Genomic DNA, 19,765 nt, shown 5'->3' with positions numbered 1-19,765 from the left:
AATAGTTGACTACTTTATTTAGATTTTTTCTAAATAATTTTTGTGGCAGCGCAAAGCCTGTTTACTCTGGTTCACTGGATCTGAAGCTATATAGGTAAGGCGATTTATGCGCTTTTCCTGTTTTCTTCTTCTCGATCCGCTCCAGAATACCCAAACTCAGCATCTTGCGCTGGAAATTTGTGTTCAAAAGCTTTTTTCCCAGAATGGTTTCGTAGAGGGTGTGTAATTCGGCCATCGTGAACATGGCAGGTAGTAGATTGAAAGCGATGAGCAGTTGGTCGAGATTACTTCGGAGCGTAGCCAATGCTTTTTCGATGATGATGCGGTGATCCAGAATTAATGGGGGAAGATTCTCCAGCGTGTACCATTCACAACTGCCCGTTGTTGGATCAAGCGTGAGTTTGGTTTTCGTATAATCGACCAACGCATAATAGCCAATGGAGATAAATCGCTTGAGAGACCAGTGATCGTCAGTTGGCTGGAAACCCTGTCCAAGCAGGATTGTCTTTATTACATCGGGGTTGTTACGGTTATATTTCCCGAAGACATGGAATTGCTGAAGATAAACGTCCGATAATCCCGTTCGCATGGCAAGGATGCGTTTTGCGGCATCGTCGACATCTTCTGTTTCCTGAATATAGCCGCCGGGTAAGGCATACAGACCTGTATCTGTATGTTCAACGATCAGTATTTTTAACTGATTTTCATGAAAGCCGAAAATAACCGGATCAACGGCTACTCCTTTTACTAATCCTTCCCCTTGTGGGTTAATTTCTCTGGGATCACTCTGACGAAGCATGTGGTTCAACTAGGCAAATGAAAGGGACAATTTACGAGGAATAAGCCGTTTTGGAATTATTTTATCAAAATGACATAATGAAAATTTGCGAATTCATTTCCTTTCAATAGTATTGTATCAAATTGATAAAATAATAGTTTTTACCCATATACACCCTGACTTGTACAGCTTTCGCCTGAACCAGTAACCCTAATCAGAAGGACCTTCCATAGTCTGCCTATACGAATCCAAACGAAAAATCTCAAGTAATCAGCATTCGCGTGAAAATTCTACTCCTAACGTTTCTTTCCCTGCTTTTGGCCTTCAATAGCGCCTTTTCTACTGTTTCTATTGATCATTTAACTGTTGACTATCAGTCAACTCCGTTGGGCATTGATCAGGCAACGCCCCATTTTGGCTGGCAAATGAAAGCACTGGATGCCAAACGAAACTATGCACAAAAGGCATATCAACTCCTGGTAACGGATTCGAAAAATCAGCTTGTATGGGATTCGAAAAAAGTGAGTTCAGGCCTGTCACATGGTATCGCCTATGGTGGTCCTGCACTTCAACCAACTACTCGCTACAACTGGAAAGTAACGGTTTGGGACAACAATGATCAGATGGCAACCAGCACATCCTGGTTCGAAACTGGCTTGATGAACTCAGACCTTTCAGCCTGGTCGGGTGCCCACTGGATTGGCGGTGGTAATGAAGACCTGGTTTTCTTTTCGCATTACCTGTCCGTATATAAGTTTCAATTTGGTATTCAGTTCGACCAGGCAACCAGTAGCACGAAAGGGTCGTTTATTTTCGGCGCGAATGATCGCCGTCTGATGAACAGTAGCCTCAATCTGATGGGCCGAAAAAATGCGCCTAACGAGAGCTATATCGCAGTAGAGCTGGATATTTCGAAGGTGAGCAATACGCCTGATGGCGTTGCTACATTGACTATTTACCGGGCTGGCTATACTAATGATGATAAGCCCGATGTACCGTTTAAGCGCTTCGAGATTCCCCAGGCGCTCATTAACCAGGCCAATAAGTATGAGAAACATACCATATTTGCCGAATGTAACTTTGGGTTGTTTGAATTTTTTGTGGATGGAAATGGAGAAGCGAACAAACTAATTGATAAGTCTGCTCCTCCGGTAACCTCTCCTTTTGCGGCACGGGGACTTAACCTGAATCCGGTCGGAAGTGGTAATAACTACATCAGCTTCCCTATGCTGGCCGACATTGGCTTTAAGACTCCAGAAAATCAAACGGTTTATTTTTCGGAAGTGATGGTAAAAAACTACCGTTTTCCGGCCAATACGTTATTTACAGAAAACCTGACACAACCACCGCACCAGAGCATTTTCAACGCTCCTCAGCTTACCGTTGACAAAGGGCGGTATGTAATTAAAGGGGGCGCCCTGATTATTGCTAATCCGAGTAAAAATGCTGCTCCCATGCTCCGTTCGGTCTTTACAACGCAGACAAAGCCCATTGCGAAAGCCCGTTTATACGTTACAGCGCGAGGTATCTATGAAATGTATCTCAACGGCAGTCGCATCAGCAATGACTACTTCAATCCAGGGCTAACTCAGTACAACAAGCATCAGATGTATCAGACCTACGACGTAACGGGCCAGCTCAAACAGGGCCAGAAAAATGCGATTGGGGCTTGGTTAAGCGAAGGATGGTGGAGCGGCAATATTACGTACAGCGGTGAAAGCTGGAATTACTTTGGTGATCGTCAATCACTATTGAGCAAGCTGCTTATTACCTACGCGGACGGAACCGAACAGATGATTACTTCTGATCCGTCAACGTGGCAGTTTTTCAATGATGGACCTATCCGGTATGGCTCGTTCTTTCAGGGCGAAGTCTACGATGGAACCAAAGAAGCAGGCATAAAAGGCTGGTCATTACCAACTTATCTGGCTAAGGGTTGGAAATCAGCGGTGGACGTACCTTTGGAAGGTACAGCTTATATGGGGACCTTTAAAGATGGCATGGGAAGAACATCCACCTTTGATTACAAGGATGCCCAGCTCGTTGGTCAAATGGGGGCTAATGCAACCATCGTTAAGACGCTGACCGCCCAGAAAATAGAGACAGTTCGGCCGGGCGTTTTTGTCTATGATATGGGCCAGAACATGGTAGGTGTTCCGCAGATTTTGATCAAAAATGGTAAAAAAGGACAAATTGTTACACTGCGATATGCCGAAGTAAAATACCCAAATCTGCCTGATTACAAGGGTAATGAAGGTATGGTAATGATGGAAAATATCCGGGCTGCCCTCACGCAGGATCTTTATACATTGAAAGGGGGAGATGAGACCATTCAACCCCGATTTACGTTTCATGGCTACCGATATCTGGAAATAACAGGCCTTGAGCAGGCCATTCCAGTAGCTAACATTAAAGGGCTGGTCATTAGCTCAGTCTCCCAACTTGCGTCGAGTTATGAGACATCGAATCCGCTCGTAAATAAACTCTGGCAAAATATCACCTGGTCCTTACGGAGTAATTTTCTGTCCATTCCAACCGACACGCCAGCTCGTAACGAACGCATGGGATGGAGTGGCGATATTTCGGTGTTTTCCAAAAGTGCCACCTACCTGACCAACGCCGATTTATTTCTGAGAAGGCACCTCATGGCCATGAGGGATGTACAGGCAACTAATGGCCGATTTACCGATGTGGCCCCGATGGGTGGTGGGTTTGGGGGTACACTTTGGGGAAGTGCCGGCATTGTAGTGGCCTGGGAAACTTATCGTCAATATGGCGATGTCGCCCTACTAAATGAGCATTACGAAGCCATGAAGCGGTATGTCCAGTTTTTAGAAACAAAAATTGACAAAGAAACCGGTATTCTGAATGAGGGTCCGCTGGGCGATTGGTTGAGTCCAGAGGGGAATAAAAATGACAATACGTTGTTTTGGATGGCCTATTTTGCCTATGATCTGGAAATTATGGGTAAAGTAGCTACCCTCCTGGGAAAACCTGACGAGGCAGCTCAGTTTGTGAAGCGACAAAGCGAAATTAAAGCGGCCTGGAATAACATTTACCTGGATAAAGCGACGCACAAGACCATAAAATCGGGCGTACGAACGGGTTTTATGGGGCCACCTAATGAGCAGCAACAAGCCCAGAAATCAGATAAAGGCCAATTGATCGACACCCAGGCCTCATATGCCATTCCACTGGCACTGGGCTTGTTCAATGATGAAAATAAGCCGTTCGGTGTTCGGTATTTGGCCGAAACGATTGAACGCAAAAATAAAGATGACTCGGGTGTCGAACGCCCAGCCTATTCGTTAATGACTGGCTTTATTGGGACAGCCTCGATAACCGACGCGCTTTCCGAAAACGACCGTTCGGCGATTGCTTACCGATTGTTGCAACAGCAGGAGTATCCGTCCTGGCTTTATTCTGTCGTTAACGGAGCGACCTCCATTTGGGAGCGGCTGAATTCGTATACCGTTGAGAATGGGTTCGGCGGCAACAATAGCATGAACTCCTTTAACCATTATTCGTTCGGGGCTGTGGCTGCCTGGATGTATAACCATTCCCTGGGAATTCAACGGCATCCGCAGCAGGCTGGCTTTAAGGAAATTATCCTAAAGCCAATTCCTGATCCGACTAAAAAAATGACCTTTGCCAAAGGGTATTATGACTCAAATTATGGACGGATCAGCAGCGAATGGAAAATTGATGGCACGAAATGGATTTATAAAACGACACTTCCTGCTAATACCACCGCTACGCTTTATCTGCCCGCCCAACGCCTAAATCAAATCACTGAACATGGGAAACCGATTGCTCAGTGGAAAGGCATTAGCCAGGCCAATGGTCAGATAATGATTCCGTTAGGTTCAGGGGATTATTCGTTTGAGATTAGCTATTGACAGGCAATCGAACGGTAGTTTTCTTAATTCCTAGAGCAAATTCAGACTCATCATGCCCGACAGGAACTGAAGGCAACCATCTTTTATTCGGGAAAATTCGCTGGCAAGTGCCGTAGCATGACGCTCAATGGTGGTCGATAAACCAAAACGAGTATCTGTACAGGCTGGTTGCTGAGGATTGGCGGGACACTCAACCCCTTCACAAATCATATCCCGATTCAGTCGGTCGAGTTTGGTTTGCAGGTGGTTCAGATCCCGGTAGTAATCAACCGCGTCGTGGCGCAGGCTACGGCAGTTATACAAATTCATGACTTCGAGCAATAGCGATCGAAGCTGGCGAATTTCCTCTGCCTGCTGATGAATAATTTGTTGCCAGTGCTGGTGGTCGTGCTGGCAGGAAGTCGTCGTTTCTGCCAAACGAAGTGGATGAATGGAGGCTGCTGAGTTCATGCAGATTTGCGGTTAATGGGTTTTAAGAAAAGTCTGATCCATTTGGTGAAAAAGCTCGGGATTATCGACAGGCCCTGAGTAGCGCCATAATTCCAGTCCCTGTTGAAGCAAGACAAAAGCAGGTAGCGACGTAAAGCCAAAACTACGGACCACTTCAGGATGCGTTGTTTCGCTGACGCGCATGATCTTTACGGTTGGATTTAGTACAGTTTGTGCCTTTTCCAGAAGCTGGTCTATTTCGACCCGTTGAGTGGAAGATGCAGACGTAAAAATCAGCAGCACAGGCCGTTGAGGTGAATCCGTCAGCAACGAAGAAGAAGGTGCCATGACAATAAGCCGGTTAATGACTCAAAATTGGCCTGCTTATCAGTAGCGAACGGTGAGACAGATCAAGAGAAAAACTGATTTTAGTCAGCTGCTTTCGCTGCACTGGCGTTTACTTTGCAATCAGAAAGATTGACTACCATGTTTGACGACTCATTTGAGGCTGTATTTACGCATGCTACGATTGGCATCATTGTTTCGGATGAACAGGGCCGTATTGTGTCGTCGAATCGGTATGCCCGCATGTTGTTTGGGTATACTGAAGATGAGATGAATGATGTATCTGTCGATGCGCTCGTGCCCGATTCGGTAGCGGGTCGCCATGCCCAGTTGCGAGCCTCGTTCAATGCCGATCCGCAAGTACGAGCTATGGGGCATGGTCGTGATCTGTTCGCGAAACGCAAAGACGGATCGGTGTTTCCGGCGGAGATTAGCCTGAGTTATTTCTATCGGGAAGGGGCGATTCTGGCCGTAGGCTACATCATTGATATTACCGCCAAGAAGGAAGCTGAGCAAACCTTGCTGGAGCAGAAAGGCCGTATTGAGCAACTCAATACCGAACTGGAGCAGAAAGTAGTTGACCGTACGCATGCGTTGATGGCCACTCTGCATCAACTCGAACAATCGAAAGATGAACTGGCAAAAGCCTTAGCTGCCGAACGTGAACTGGGTGAGTTGAAATCCCGATTTGTGTCGATGGCGTCACACGAGTTCCGAACACCATTGAGTGCTGTTCTTACGTCGGCCTCACTCATTGAAAAATATACCGCTGCCGATCAACAGGACAAGCGAATCCGGCACATTCAACGGATTAAAGCGTCGGTCAACCATCTGAACGATATTCTGGAGGAATTTTTATCCGTGGGTCGGCTCGAAGAAGGGCGCATTGAGGCCACCTTTTCATGGATCGAGTTGCCTACATTGGTTGATGAAGCACTTGCTGATTTGCAAGGTAGTTTAAAGGCCGGGCAGCAAATTGAAACCCAGTTCGATTGTCCGCATCCAGTACGTACTGATCCGTCATTACTACGGAAAATTCTGGTCAATCTGCTGTCGAATGCAATTAAATATTCGTCTGACAATCAAACTGTTTTGGTGCGCATCCAGTGTCGGGATACCGATCTGAAAATTACTATTCAGGACAACGGTATTGGCATTTCGGCCGATGATCAGAAACACTTATTCGAGCGTTTCTTTAGAGCTAAAAATGCGACCAATTTTGCCGGAACCGGCTTGGGGCTACATATTGTTGCCCGCTACCTCGAACTGCTGAATGGCACCATCGAATTGACCAGCCAGTTAGGTGAGGGCACAACAGTTACTCTTTTTCTTCCTCATGAAAACTATCCTGATCATTGAAGATAATACCGATATTCGGGAGAATACGGCTGAAATTTTAGAATTGGCGGGCTATCGGGTTCTAACCGCCGAAAACGGAAAAACTGGCGTTGAACAGGCACTCGCCGATCATCCTGATCTGATTATCTGCGACATAATGATGCCTGTTCTGGACGGCTATGGCGTATTGCACATTGTCAATAAAAACCCAGAACTCAATGGCATTCCATTCATTTTTCTGACGGCTAAATCTGAACGGGGCGATTTCCGGAAAGGTATGGAACTGGGCGCCGATGACTACCTGACCAAACCGTTTGATGACACCGAATTGCTTAGTGCAGTGGAGGGACGGCTCAATCGATTCACTAAGCTTCAGGCCGAGCGATATGATCTACAACGGGAAGGACTCACCCAATTCCTGGATGACGCTCATACAACGGGTGGTTTGCAAGGTTTATCGGCCGATCGAAAAACGCACCATGTTGCCAAAAAGCAATTTGTTTATACCGAAGGTGATGAACCCATACGGCTCTATTTTTTGAAAAGTGGCCGGGTCAAAACTACACGTACGAATAACGACGGTAAAGAATTAGTAACGGGTTTGTATGGCCCAGGCGAATTTTTTGGCGACTTAGCCCTACTCGAAGAAACAGTCTACACCGACTCTGCCCTAACACTCGATGACGCTGAGCTGATCTATATTCCGAAGCAGGATTTCCTGCAACTTCTGACAACCCAACCCGAAGTCGGTCGGCAATTTGTACGACTATTGGCTGGTCGCGTGAGCGAAAAAGAGGATCAGTTACTGGGTATGGCCTATAGCTCACTCCGTCGGCGTGTGGCCGATGCACTCTTACGGCTTCAGGCACCCTTGCCAACGGGCGAGCCCGCTCCACCTATCCAACTGTCCCGCGATGATCTGGCCGCCGTTATCGGCACCGCCACTGAGTCGCTGATTCGGACACTTAGTGAATTTAAACAGGACGGACTGATTGACGTAAGTGGGGGCAGTATTCGGGTGCTACAACCAGAAAAATTGCGTCGGGCCAACTGGTAATCAGCATACAATGTTGATCAGAATCAGCTTCCTGGCTGAGTACGCTCAAGTTGCATAAGCAGGTATCTAACTAATTTTGGCAAGACTACCTGCTATAAAAACGCATGAAAAAAGCCCTGTTACTTACTGACGGTTCTATTGATTTAGCCCTGGCGGTAAACCGATGGGTAGCGAATCAGCCAGATGCAATCGACCTGACAGTTGTTTATGCCTTTGCGCTCCCATTTGATTCAAACCAACCCCTCAAAGCTGCTGCTCACCGTGCTGCCAAGCAAGAGGCCAATGCAAACCTACAGCAGTGGTTGAACTATGTGTCTGCCCCCTGGCCAGGTAAAATTCAGACCGAAACGATCCTAGGTGGGCCAGAACTGGTCATGCGCATTCACTTATTGCTGCGCCACTATGACTATTTACTTGCCAATCTTGAGCAGCAGGAAGTTGTAATAGCGTTTGCAGCCTGTAAGAATCATATTTTGACTGAACTACACAGCCTGAGCTTGCCTGAAGACTCAATTGGCGAACGGGCTCTCTACGGCCAAGGAGCCAGAGCTTACTATTCTAAAATCTAATCTTGTAGGTTTATACGTTCTCGCTTGGCTTTGCCGAGTGAGGGCTATTAGTTCAAGGGCCTCTGGCCCGTTTTTAATATAATTTGCAATACTCCGGCCAGAGGCCGTTAAAAAAATAGCCCTCACTCGGCAAAGCCAAGCGAGAACGCTACTAATAGCTTACGGGTACCGATTTCAGTACCCGTAAGCTATTAGTAGCGTTCGTTCCCTTCTTCCTCTTCTTCTTCGAGTTCGGTGATTTCTTCATCAATTTCGTCGTCCGAGAGATCGTCATCTGACAAGTCCTCCGCTGTAAATTCATCGGGTTCCTCGTCGTTTGAGAGCTCATCGGTGGCATGACGCGCTGTGGCCGTGTCGGTGTATAAGAGCGTGTCAGAAGCTTCCTCGTCACCGGGGTTCAGGATGTCGGGACTATTGTTGACGCCTAAGCCGGCATAAACAACGGCTTCATCATCGGTATCATTTTCAGGCGCATCATTATTCTGTGGCGAAAGCCCTTTTGTCGAATTACCTAGCGTTTGGTCAGGGCTTTGTTGGTCGGCGTTGCTTGTGGTTTCCATAATAGTCAGGAGTTGTTAGGCGTTGCAGGCGGGTATAAACACTGCATTATTGACTAACAACCGAGCTTTAAAAGAGTTTGCAGTTATTTCCAGACGACCACTTTCTGTACCAGTGTGGGATGATTATCAGCCATAAGTCGGAGCAGATACGTTCCATCGGGCAGATTCCCCAGGTCAATAATCGTGTCCGTATCGACTGTTACCGGTTGCGCCGGTACCATAGTTTGACCTGATATTGAAAGGACTTCCGCCTGACCCGTATAAGGTGGTCGCACTGTCAGGTAACGATCGGTTGGATTTGGAAATGCCCAGGGGCCGGTTGGCTCTTCTTGTATCCCCGTAACGACCACTTTTTTTGACGTATTTTTTAAATAGCGCAATCCTCCGGCTATGCTCCCCAGCATCAGATCGGGCAATTGATCACCATCAAGATCGGCGGTTGCGGCAACGAGCCCCATCCCAGGTAAGCCAATGGAAGCCAGCGAGTCGATCAGTGTGAGGGGAGACTGGCTGGTAGGATCTGGAAATTGATAGACCTTAACTGTTCCATTTGTTGCCGCTAAGATCAACTCATTTTTCTGATCACCATTCAAATCTGCCACCACAATGGAACGGGCTTTGGCATACACGTAATCATCGGTTGTGATGCCTCCGAAGGTCTGGTTTTGTAACTGGAATGTAGGGCTGACGGCTGTGCCGGCATTCCGGTAGTAGAGGATCGTTCCAAAGTTGTAGCGACCAATTAACAGATCTGGCTTGCCATCCCGGTCTACATCAGTTACGGTTAATAGATCAAAGGGAGTCATCAAGTCAGGCGTAGGCCAGCGCGTAGCGCCCGCAAGGTTATATTGTACAGCTGCACCTTTAGCTGCGCTATTGATCAGTACACGAATCTCGACGGCCTGAGTAGCTGTTCCCGTTATTACGAGATCCATACTTCCGTTAGCATCGACATCAACAAAAGAAGGAACGACGTTCGTCAAGGCAAGGGATTTTGCCAGACCCAGGTAATCGGTTGTGACGAGAACAAAGGCCGGATTCTGAGTCGTACCCTTATTTTCAAACTGCCAGATTCCAGCGCGATAGCTGCTCCCCAGGCCCGTGCCACCGTAGCCAACCAGCATGTCCATATCGCCATCGCCATCCAGATCGGCCAGTGCTGGAGCAGCTCGTTCGCCCAGATCAAGCATATCGCTCTGCAGAAAATCCTTTTGTACTAACTGGAAGTCAGGCTTCTGGGTTGTTCCCTTGTTTTTGTAATACCAGCCCGATGCCCGGAAATCGAACGCATAATTGTCGTTCGCATTCACATTAGGTGAGGCCAGTAAATCTTTCTGTCCATCGCCGTCTACATCTTCAAAAAACGCAGCCGGGAATGCGGGAAACAAAATTGGATTGCTGGCTGGAAACAGACTATCGTAACTCGTAAAATTCGCTTTGTCGGAGTTGGGACCCTCATTGCGCAGGCGGGCAACGTTCTCGCAGCTTACAAAACCGAATAGAAGATCTTTATTGCCATCCCCATCCGTATCGACCACAGTTAACGTATTACCCGTATGCAAAGGTCTGGCGCCACTCAGCTTGACTGGGCTGGCCGCAACGCGCCCTGACCCATCGCACTGAAAACCAAAGGTAAAATCATTACAGAATTCCTTCCGAAAATGACCCCAGCATAAATTGCCCGTGCGTTGGTAGACCAGCCCACCTTTTTTGCCCGTTTGCTCAACACTCATATTTTGCTGATAGGCTAATATATTCCCATCCGCGTCGAAAGTAATGATGTCAATATCACCGTCGTCGTCGTAGTCCGTAATAGCGGGTATATCGGTGCCGCCCACATACAATTGAATGTTAAGACCGCTTAGACCGAGGGTCATGAGTGGATCGGCGGCTACTTTAAAAACAACCTGACCAGCCTGCGATTCGTTATGAAACACGCGTACGCTTCCAGAGCCGTAAGTAAATAAGTCTTTTTTACCATCGCCATCGTAATCCACGAGTAATACCCAGCTATAGAGCACACTCGGAAAGGCCGTTTCGTATTCGGGAGCGTATTTCCAGGCAATTCCACTGCCTGTTGGGTTGTCGATTGCCAGGAACGTACTGATCTTATTGGTCGTGCGGTCGAATACCAACAGATCGTCGCGGGAATCGTCGTTTAATCGAATGGTTGAATATTGGGTTGTGTTTAGCCCACCCGCCCAGGGGTTCAATAATACGGTTGTATTGACTGTGACCGTTGGGCTTTGGTCGTATCGAAAGCCAATTGCCCCGCCAGACTGCGCATAGTTGAGCAGTGGACTAAGCAAAAAACAAAGCGTAAACAGCTTTTTCATCTAATTTTGGGTACGTTTAAACGCAGAGAGAAAGGAGAGAAATAACGCAGAGTGCGCGGTGAGTACTTTCCCTCTGTGTACTCTGCCTTATTCTCTCCTTTCTCTGCGTTTAAACCGAAGTCTGATTTGAAAACGAAGAAACTGGCCTGAATATGATGGTTAACACAGAGCAACTCTATCATAAATTTCTGGAATGCACAGGCGTGTCGACCGATACGCGCCGAATTACCCCTGATTGCCTGTTTGTTGCCCTCAAAGGAGATAAGTTTGATGGGAATCAGTTTGCCGAACAGGCACTGGCAGAAGGCGCCCGTTACGCACTGGTCGATGACCCAGCAGTTGCCGCTCGTGATCAGGAACGTTGCCTGCTCGTGGCTGATGGATTAACGGCGCTACAGGATCTGGCCCGTCATCATCGGCAAACGTTCAACTTTCCGGTTATTGGCCTAACAGGCTCTAATGGGAAAACGACCACGAAAGAACTCATCGCGGCTGTCTTATCGAAAAACTACCGAACCTACGCCACAGTCGGCAATTTGAATAACCATATCGGTGTACCCCTGACCTTACTGGCTTTAAATGAGCAGTATGAACTAGCGGTTGTTGAAATGGGCGCGAATCATCAGAAGGAAATCGAATTGCTTTGCTCCATTGCGCAACCAACTCACGGACTCATTACCAACGTTGGTAAAGCGCATCTGGAAGGCTTTGGAGGCATTGAAGGCGTCCGGAAAGGAAAGGGCGAATTGTATGATTACCTGATTCAGAATAGTAAAACGGTTTTCATTAATTCGCGCGATAAAACCCTAATGGCCATGTATCGCGAACGACTGAAAACCACTCGCTCCGAGTTCACGGCGACCGAGTCCACGGCGGCCGAACCCACGTTTGCCGAAGCTGTATTTTATCCCGCAGTGGAGGCTACCGAAGAGCCAATCGAACTCCTACTGGAGTCGCCCGTTGTTGTTTATCGCGATTCGACCGGACAGGAAATAACGACGCATTTGCCGGGGCGGTATAATTTCGAGAACATGACCGCAGCTCTGGCAATTGGCGATTATTTTGGCGTTTCACCCGAAGAGGCCAACCGCGCCATCGCCGATTACAATCCGACCAACAATCGCTCGCAGGTGATTACCAAGGGCACCAATACCGTATTGCTCGATGCATATAATGCTAATCCCAGCTCAATGGCGGCTGCCATTCGCCAATTTGCGACTACTCCGGCCAAACATAAAGTGGTCATTTTGGGCGATATGTACGAACTCGGCAACGAAAGCGAAGCCGAACATGCGGCCCTAGGCAAGCTAATTGCCGACAGTAAGTTTGATCTGGTTATTCTGGCGGGCAAAGACATGCATTACGCACTAGGCTCATTGCCCAAAGCCTACTATTTTCCAGACAAATTTTCCTTACACAACTGGCTGATGGATAACCCCATGACCGACACGAACTTTCTGGTAAAAGGTTCACGGGGCATGAGTTTAGAGACTGTCGTGCCTTTTATTTGAAACTAGAGCTTTAAGCCTTTTGGTAAAAGGCAGTTAATTAAGTACCTGCTTCCATATCCCATAGATTGTTGATAATTAGGTATAGGTTTTGCTGAAAGGATTTATAAGTATCACCTGAATAACCTTTCTAGCCTGGTATATATGAAGCGATTTCTTCGAGCCCACCACAAACTAACGTTATGCTTAAGCGCCATTTTATTGTTTATATCTACCTGGCTCCCGGCCCAAATTATTACAACGGTAGCGGGATCTAATTTAAAAGGAGATGGAGGACCAGCTACTACCGCCTGCTTAAACAACCCTTCAGGTGTAGCTGTGGATAAAAATGGTGCTGTTTATATCGCTGATCAGGGAAACAACCGTATTCGTAAGGTACCCATCAATGGCATTATCACTACTGTAGCAGGCAATGGTTATAGCGGGGGCCGTATTAGCGGTGATGGGGGGCCAGCCACAGCTACCTTCCTGACTGGTGCTACCAGTGTAGTTGTAGATGACAGCGGTAATCTATACATCTCTGAACAGTATACCAGCCACATTCGTAAGGTATCTACCAATGGTATTATCAAGACAATAGCGGGCAATGGTAGAGCCTCTAATCCTTTTGAGGTTGGGGATGGGTTAGCCGCAACAGATGCCAGTTTAGCTTATCCTGCTGGCATAGCGCTAGATGCTGCTGGTAATCTCTACATTGCTGATCAGTATAATAATCGGATTCGTAAGATAGACTCCCATGGTATTATCACTACGGTAGCGGGTGACGGTAATAGAAGTAGTGTTGTTCTTGGAGATGGAGGGGATGCAACACATGCTAGTTTGGATACTCCTACGGGTGTGGCCGTAGATAAGGCTGGTACTATTTACATAGTAGATACAGGTCACTATCGTGTTCGCAAGGTAGACTCTAAGGGTATTATTACTACTATTGAAGCTAATCTCCGCAATCCCACTAGTGTAGCTGTAGATGATACTGGTAATCTGTACATCGCGGATTCTTGGAGTGGGCTAGTTCGCAAGATATCCACTACTGGCGTTATCTCTACTGTGGCAGGTAATGGATCTAATAATTATGGTGAAGATGGAACACTAGCTACCGAGACCAGTCTAGCCAATCCTGTTGGTGTGACGTTGGATGCTAATGGGAATCTTTACATTACTCTTCAGTATGGTAATCGAATTCGGAAGGTTTCTACAGATGGTATCATCACTACTGTGGCGGGTAATGGCTATAGCAGTTTTAGTGGAGATGGAGGATTGGCCACGGCTGCCAGCCTATACAATCCCTTTAGTGTAGCGACGGATAGCAACGATAATCTTTATATTACTGATCTGTTTAACCATCGTATCCGTAAGGTATCCTCCAATGGTATCATTACTACTGTGGCGGGTAATGGGTCTTCCGGTTTTAGTGGGGACGGCGGCTTGGCCACGGCTGCTACTTTGGCTGGAGCTTACAATGTGATAGTAGATGGAACTGGTACTATTTACATCGCTGACCTGTTTAATCATCGGATTCGTAAAGTGTCTGCCAGCGGTATCATCACGACGATAGCAGGTAATGGCTCTTCTGGTTTTAGTGGGGATGATGGTCCTGCAACGGAGGCTAGCCTGAATAAGCCAGCCAGCGTTGCATTGGATAGGCTTGGTAATCTCTATATTGCTGATTTAGATAATCATCGGATTCGGAAGATAGCTACAGATGGTATTATCACTACTGTAGTGGGTAATGGTGTCGCTGGTTTTAGCGGAGACGGGGGAGCCGCTACAGCCGCCAGTTTGAATAGTCCCGCCAACGTACTAGTAGATAGTAATAATAATCTTTATATCGCTGATCAGTACGATCATCGTATACGCAAGGTGTCGGCTAGTGGTATTATCACTACTGTGGCAGGTAACGGGTCTTCTGGTTTTAGTGGAGATGGAGGATTGGCCACAGCTGCCAACTTGAATAATCCTACTGGCCTGGCGTTGGATAGGCTTGGTAATCTCTATATTGCTGACTTATATAATCATCGGATTCGTAAGGTCTCCTCAGATGGTATTATCACTACCGTAGTGGGTAGTGACTCTATTGATTCTGGTGGGGATGGAGGATTGGCTACGGCTGCTAGTCTGATTGAGCCGTCCGGCGTGGCATTAGATCGTTATGGTAATCTTTATATCGCAGATGAGGGTGGTATTGATTATCGCATTCGTAAGGTGAGTGTTCCCAATACTGTTAGTATAAATCCCGCAAATCTGGCCGCAGCCTGCTCTAACAGTGCCTTTAGCCTCACGGCTGTCGCCTTGGGTTTTATACCCTCTTCTTATGCCTGGAGTAGCCAACCCACTGGCTTATCGGCCAGCGGATCTACACCTTCTTTTTCGGCTCCGTCAGTAAATAGTCCAACCACTTATACGCTTACTGTTACAGCTATAGATGGCTCTATTAGTGCAACGACTAGTACCACCTTAACGATTAATCCAACGCCTGGTGTAGCCATCACGGGTACCCCTAGCCTGACCATTGGCAATGGGCAAAGTACTACCCTTACAGCCTCAGGAGCCACTACATATAGTTGGTCTACCAGTGCCACGACGCCTTTTATTGTTGTTAATGCTACAGGGATCTACTCGATTACAGGTACTACTAATGGTTGTTCGGCTCAGACTAGCGTTACCCTCAGTGGCTCTATCGTGAGCGTGCAGGATGGAAACTGGTCGAATCCCAGTACCTGGAACTGTGGCTGTGAGCCTACTCTGTACGATATCGTTACAATTTCTAACGGACATAAGGTTACGGTAAGCCAGGCCGTTCAGACTCAGGTATTAAAACAGTTTGGCATTCTGTTGTTTGATGTTGGCGGTAGAATTTCGTTCTGGAAATAACCAACGGGGCATGAGTTTAGAGACCGTCGTGCCTTTTATTTGAAACCTTTTCTAAACGATGGCATTTCGCATGAATCGCACGACGTTCAACTGGTGTATTGGTCTGTTGTTGGTTAGCTTATATTCAGTTGGGCAAACAGCTCCGGTAGCGGCTACGCCACCCTTCGAAGCTGAAATTCAGGCGTTTGAAAAAACGGACCAAACCTCACCACCGCCCAAAAAACCGATTGTGTTTACGGGTAGTTCGTCCATTCGGCTATGGGAGAATCTGGCAAACTATTTTCCTGAAAAAACGATCCTTCAGCGTGGATTCGGCGGGTCACAGCTAGACGATGTATTGCGCTATGCGGATCGGATTATTATTCCGTATCATCCGAAACAAGTCGTTCTGTACGCGGGCGAGAATGATATTGCTACGGGCAAGGTAACCGGGCAGCAAGCCTTCGAGCGTTTTGTTGCGTTATTTGTGCATGTTCGCCAGAAGTTGCCCCATGTGCTGTTTACGTTTATTTCGATTAAACCCAGTCCCTCCCGGCGGAAATTTTTCCCTGAAAATGACATAGCTAACCAGCTTATTAAACAATATCTGGCTAAACGGAAGCATACCCAGTTCGTAGATATTCGGCCAGTAATGCTGACGAAAGAAGGCCAACCCGTCCCCGAATTATTTAAACCAGACAGCCTGCACATGCTTCCAGAAGGCTATCAGCAATGGGCTAAGGTATTGGGGCCGTATTTGAAATAGTGCATAAGAGCTAAACATTCACCCATAGTGCAATGACAAGGGCTTCTGAACTAAAAAACAATCTTTTTTAGTTCAGAAGCCCTTGTTTTTTTCTGTTTTTAATACTTCTACTTCCTGTTTTTATTGAATTTAAACAGATTGACCAATATTATTTGCTAATATCACCATTCAGCCTAATTTTACAAATGACTTGATAGAGTGAGTCAAACAGCAGACGTAATGGCTATTTTATCCAAAGAAGAATCGAAGCAACTAATTGATAGGGTATTATCCTTCTCGAAAGCTGACGAAATAAGCGTCAGTCTAAGTGGCGATAAAGGAGGTAACGTTCGTTATGCGCGAAACTCGGTAAGTACCAGCGGCCAATCGGCCAATAGTTCACTGGCTGTTACATCGGTATTTGGGAAACGTTCGGGCACGACTACGATTAACGTATTTGACGATAAATCACTCGAAAAAACGGTAAGACGAGCCGAAGAAGTCGCGCGATTAGCGCCCGAAAATCCAGAGTACGTTCCGCTATTGGGCCCGCAGAACTATCTGGAAACCCAGACATATAACGAAGCGACTGCGGCTATCGATCCTGCTTTTCGGGCTAAACTGGCTCTGGACAGCATTGCTGTCTGTAAAAAGAATTCAGTTAATGCCGCAGGCTTTCTGGAAAACTCGACCGTTTTTACGGCGATAGGAAATAGTAAAGGACTTTTCGGGTATACTAAAGCGACATCAATCGACTTTTCGATAACGGTCAGAACCACCGATGGTACGGGTTCAGGCTATGCGGTGCGCGATTATAATGATGTTTCTAAACTCAATAGTGGACCACTTACACAGGTAGCTGTTCAAAAAGCAATAGCCTCCTCCAAGGCGCAGGCATTGGAGCCCGGAAAATATACGGTTATTCTGGAACCAACGGCTGGTCAGGAGTTGATTCGCAACATGATGTCGAACATGGATGCGCGTAGTGCGGAGGAAGGGCGTAGTTTCTTAGGTAAAAAAGGGGGAGGAACCCGCCTGGGCGAAAAGCTATTCGACGAGCGCATCACTATTTACTCCGATCCGATGAATGCCGAGATTCCCGGAACACCATTTGTGTCTGGAGGTGGTCGCCCTGGTTATGGTGATCTGCTAGGCGGTGGCGGAGGTGGTGGCAATAGTACAGACGGACGACCTCAGGAAAAAGTAGTGTGGGTGGATAAAGGTGTGGTTAAAAACATGTTTTATTCGCGTTTTTGGGCTGAAAAAAAAGGCGTTAAGGCCATTCCGGCTCCTGAAGGAATCATTATAGAAGGTGGCAATGAATCCCTGGCCGATCTCATTAAAAGTACACGGAATGGCATTCTGGTTACCCGATTCTGGTACATTCGGGATGTTGATCGGCAAACACTACTGTATACTGGCCTGACGCGGGATGGTACGTTTTATATCGAAAACGGCCAGATCAAGTTCCCCGTTAAAAACTTTCGGTTTAACGAAAGTCCAATCGTGATGCTCAATAATATCGAAGCGATGGGCAAATCGGTTCGGACAAACGGCAGCCTGATTCCGCCGATGAAAATACGTGATTTCACTTTTTCCAGTCTATCCGACGCCGTTTAGCTTTTTCGGATGATGCTCTGGTGTCAGCTACTTATAGCTGACACCACAAATAAATTACTTTTTCAATGAATCGTCGAGATTTTATTCAACTCACCAGCGCGGGAGCTGGCGCACTGCTATTGCCTGGTATGGCTGCTGGCGGCAGAGTCATTGATGCCGAAGCGCTTCTGGACCCTGGTCTCGATCTGGCCATCAAAAAACGTCTGGCCGATGCGGGCTTGAATGCCGCTAAAGCGAAAGGTGCTTCGTATGCAGATGTTCGTATTGGCCGGTATCTCAACCAATTCGTGACAACGCGCGAAGACAAGGTGCAAAGTATTGTTAACCTGGAATCGTTTGGTGTGGGCGTTCGGGTACTCGTAAACGGTTGCTGGGGATTTGCCTCGCTCGGCGACGCCAGCACCGAAGCGCAGGTTGCAGAAACCGCCGAAATAGCAGTTCAGGTAGCGAAAGCCAATATCGCCTTACTGGACGAACCTGTACAACTGGCTCCGCAGAAAGGATTTGGAGAGGTAAGTTATAAGACCCCGTTTACGAAAAACCTGTTTGAAATTCCCATCAAAGAAAAAGTTGATCTCTTGCTATCGGTTAATGGAGCGGCTATGGCCAATGGTGCCAACTTCATCAACTCGGTGCTATTCATGGTCAACGAGCAGAAATACTTTGCTTCAACCGACGGCTCATATATCGACCAGGATATTCACCGAATATGGCCTACGTTTACGGTAACCGGAATAGATCGGGCAACTGGCCAGTTTCAGACCCGCAACTCTTTAGGAACGGCCAAAGCAATGGGGTATGAGTACCTGCAAACGGCTCCCCCTGATCGCATTACGGGCCGCCCGACCACCTTGTTTAACAACTATTACGACATGCTGGACGATGCCACTCTGGCGGCCAGACAGGTCAAAGAAAAAGTGAAAGCGAAATCGGTGGAGGCTGGAAAGTACGACCTTGTTCTGGACCCTTCTCACCTCCGACTGACGATTCATGAATCGGTGGGGCATGCTACGGAGCTGGATCGTGTATTGGGCTATGAAGCTAATCTGGCCGGTACGTCGTTTGCTACGATGGACAAATGGAAATCCAAAACTTTTAAGTACGGTAGTCCCCAGGTTACTGTTTTTGCCGACAAAATTCAACCTGGTTCAATGGGGGCCGTTGGCTGGGATGATGAAGGGGTAAAAACCAAAAAATGGGATCTCATTAAGGACGGTATTCTGGTCAATTACCAGGCCATTCGTGATCAGGTGCATATGCTGGGCGAAACCGAATCGCACGGCTGTTGCTACGCCGACAGTTGGAATGCTGTTCAGTTTCAGCGGATGGCCAACGTCTCACTGGCGCCCGGTACTCAACCCCTGTCGGTGGATGAGTTGATTAAAGACGTCAAAAAAGGGATTTACATCATTGGATACGGGTCGTATTCAATTGATCAACAGCGCTATAACTTTCAGTTTGGGGGGCAGTTATTCTACGAAATCAAAGACGGTCAGATTACAGGAATGCTCAAAGATGTTGCCTACCAATCGAATACGCAAGAGTTCTGGAATTCCTGCGTGAAAGTGAGTGACCAACGTGATTACCGGGTTGAAGGATCATTTTTCGATGGAAAAGGACAGCCACCTCAGCTAAGCTGCGTTTCACATGGCAGTGCCACGGCTCGCTTCAACGGCGTTAATGTGATCAATACAGCCCGGAAGGTGTAGAGTGTAATTGATTTTAAAAATC

At 47.2% G+C, this 19,765-nt stretch carries 14 protein-coding genes; 9 read left to right on the top strand and 5 right to left on the bottom strand.

Annotation, left to right across the window (positions count from 1 at the left end):
• Positions 1-61: 61 nt before the first annotated feature.
• Entirely contained in the window at positions 62-799 is a 738-nt protein-coding gene (locus tag GO755_RS16905; RefSeq protein WP_157586339.1) for an NUDIX hydrolase, read from the bottom strand.
• 260 nt (positions 800-1,059) lie between these two features.
• Here GO755_RS16905 and GO755_RS16900 point away from each other — a divergent pair, with 260 nt between their 5' ends.
• Positions 1,060-4,677 (top strand): family 78 glycoside hydrolase catalytic domain, encoded by a 3,618-nt coding sequence (locus tag GO755_RS16900; RefSeq protein WP_317165891.1) that lies wholly within the window; start codon positions 1,060-1,062, stop codon positions 4,675-4,677.
• A gap of 30 nt (positions 4,678-4,707) precedes the next feature.
• Here GO755_RS16900 and GO755_RS16895 read toward each other — a convergent pair whose 3' ends face one another.
• Positions 4,708-5,127 carry a hypothetical protein gene (locus tag GO755_RS16895; protein ID WP_157586338.1) on the bottom strand — a complete coding sequence of 140 codons (420 nt, stop codon included), beginning with the start codon at positions 5,125-5,127 and terminating at the stop codon, positions 4,708-4,710.
• A gap of 12 nt (positions 5,128-5,139) precedes the next feature.
• Positions 5,140-5,454: a YbbN family protein gene (locus GO755_RS16890; protein WP_157586337.1), complete on the bottom strand. Its 315-nt coding sequence runs from the start codon at positions 5,452-5,454 to the stop codon at positions 5,140-5,142.
• A gap of 138 nt (positions 5,455-5,592) precedes the next feature.
• Here GO755_RS16890 and GO755_RS16885 point away from each other — a divergent pair, with 138 nt between their 5' ends.
• The 3 genes from GO755_RS16885 (at position 5,593) to GO755_RS16875 (ending at position 8,415) form a co-directional block, all read left to right on the top strand.
• A complete protein-coding gene (locus tag GO755_RS16885; protein WP_157586336.1) occupies positions 5,593-6,810 on the top strand; it encodes a PAS domain-containing sensor histidine kinase in 1,218 nt (405 codons plus the stop codon).
• Positions 6,788-7,846, top strand: coding sequence for a response regulator (locus GO755_RS16880; protein WP_157586335.1), 1,059 nt, complete (start codon positions 6,788-6,790; stop codon positions 7,844-7,846). Before GO755_RS16885 ends, GO755_RS16880 begins: the two co-directional genes overlap by 23 nt.
• Before the next feature lie 104 nt (positions 7,847-7,950).
• Positions 7,951-8,415 (top strand): hypothetical protein, encoded by a 465-nt coding sequence (locus GO755_RS16875; protein WP_157586334.1) that lies wholly within the window; start codon positions 7,951-7,953, stop codon positions 8,413-8,415.
• A gap of 191 nt (positions 8,416-8,606) precedes the next feature.
• Here GO755_RS16875 and GO755_RS16870 read toward each other — a convergent pair whose 3' ends face one another.
• Positions 8,607-8,975, bottom strand: coding sequence for a hypothetical protein (locus tag GO755_RS16870; protein ID WP_157586333.1), 369 nt, complete (start codon positions 8,973-8,975; stop codon positions 8,607-8,609).
• A gap of 83 nt (positions 8,976-9,058) precedes the next feature.
• On the bottom strand, positions 9,059-11,311 hold the full coding sequence (locus tag GO755_RS16865; RefSeq protein ID WP_157586332.1) for an FG-GAP-like repeat-containing protein: 2,253 nt from the start codon (positions 11,309-11,311) through the stop codon (positions 9,059-9,061).
• Between the two features lie 155 nt (positions 11,312-11,466).
• Between GO755_RS16865 and GO755_RS16860 the strand changes: the two genes are divergently transcribed.
• The 5 genes from GO755_RS16860 to GO755_RS16840 all read left to right on the top strand — a co-directional run bounded on the left by GO755_RS16860 (position 11,467) and on the right by GO755_RS16840 (position 19,743).
• A complete protein-coding gene (locus GO755_RS16860; RefSeq protein ID WP_157586399.1) occupies positions 11,467-12,822 on the top strand; it encodes a UDP-N-acetylmuramoyl-tripeptide--D-alanyl-D-alanine ligase in 1,356 nt (451 codons plus the stop codon).
• Between the two features lie 141 nt (positions 12,823-12,963).
• Positions 12,964-15,690 (top strand): NHL domain-containing protein, encoded by a 2,727-nt coding sequence (locus GO755_RS16855; protein ID WP_157586331.1) that lies wholly within the window; start codon positions 12,964-12,966, stop codon positions 15,688-15,690.
• A 58-nt stretch (positions 15,691-15,748) separates the two neighbouring features.
• Positions 15,749-16,435, top strand: coding sequence for a GDSL-type esterase/lipase family protein (locus tag GO755_RS16850; protein WP_227686978.1), 687 nt, complete (start codon positions 15,749-15,751; stop codon positions 16,433-16,435).
• 219 nt (positions 16,436-16,654) lie between these two features.
• A complete protein-coding gene (locus GO755_RS16845) occupies positions 16,655-18,034 on the top strand; it encodes a TldD/PmbA family protein (RefSeq protein ID WP_157586330.1) in 1,380 nt (459 codons plus the stop codon).
• 65 nt (positions 18,035-18,099) lie between these two features.
• Positions 18,100-19,743, top strand: coding sequence for a TldD/PmbA family protein (locus tag GO755_RS16840; protein ID WP_157586329.1), 1,644 nt, complete (start codon positions 18,100-18,102; stop codon positions 19,741-19,743).
• Positions 19,744-19,765 lie beyond the last annotated feature (22 nt).

The organism is Spirosoma arboris, from assembly GCF_009754945.1.
GTDB lineage: Bacteria > Bacteroidota > Bacteroidia > Cytophagales > Spirosomataceae > Spirosoma > Spirosoma arboris.
This window is presented reverse-complemented; position numbering and strand designations above follow the sequence as displayed.

Excerpts from the sequence above, each read along its gene's own strand:
- GO755_RS16870 (WP_157586333.1), bottom strand. The coding sequence starts at position 8,975 with ATGGAAACCACAAGCAACGCCGACCAACAAAGCCCTGACCAAACGCTA.
- GO755_RS16895 (WP_157586338.1), bottom strand. The coding sequence starts at position 5,127 with ATGAACTCAGCAGCCTCCATTCATCCACTTCGTTTGGCAGAAACGACG.
- GO755_RS16890 (WP_157586337.1), bottom strand. The coding sequence starts at position 5,454 with ATGGCACCTTCTTCTTCGTTGCTGACGGATTCACCTCAACGGCCTGTG.
- GO755_RS16845 (WP_157586330.1), top strand. The coding sequence starts at position 16,655 with ATGGCTATTTTATCCAAAGAAGAATCGAAGCAACTAATTGATAGGGTA.
- GO755_RS16880 (WP_157586335.1), top strand. The coding sequence starts at position 6,788 with ATGAAAACTATCCTGATCATTGAAGATAATACCGATATTCGGGAGAAT.
- GO755_RS16855 (WP_157586331.1), top strand. The coding sequence starts at position 12,964 with ATGAAGCGATTTCTTCGAGCCCACCACAAACTAACGTTATGCTTAAGC.
- GO755_RS16865 (WP_157586332.1), bottom strand. The coding sequence starts at position 11,311 with ATGAAAAAGCTGTTTACGCTTTGTTTTTTGCTTAGTCCACTGCTCAAC.
- GO755_RS16850 (WP_227686978.1), top strand. The coding sequence starts at position 15,749 with ATGGCATTTCGCATGAATCGCACGACGTTCAACTGGTGTATTGGTCTG.
- GO755_RS16840 (WP_157586329.1), top strand. The coding sequence starts at position 18,100 with ATGAATCGTCGAGATTTTATTCAACTCACCAGCGCGGGAGCTGGCGCA.
- GO755_RS16860 (WP_157586399.1), top strand. The coding sequence starts at position 11,467 with ATGGTTAACACAGAGCAACTCTATCATAAATTTCTGGAATGCACAGGC.
- GO755_RS16885 (WP_157586336.1), top strand. The coding sequence starts at position 5,593 with ATGTTTGACGACTCATTTGAGGCTGTATTTACGCATGCTACGATTGGC.
- GO755_RS16905 (WP_157586339.1), bottom strand. The coding sequence starts at position 799 with ATGCTTCGTCAGAGTGATCCCAGAGAAATTAACCCACAAGGGGAAGGA.
- GO755_RS16875 (WP_157586334.1), top strand. The coding sequence starts at position 7,951 with ATGAAAAAAGCCCTGTTACTTACTGACGGTTCTATTGATTTAGCCCTG.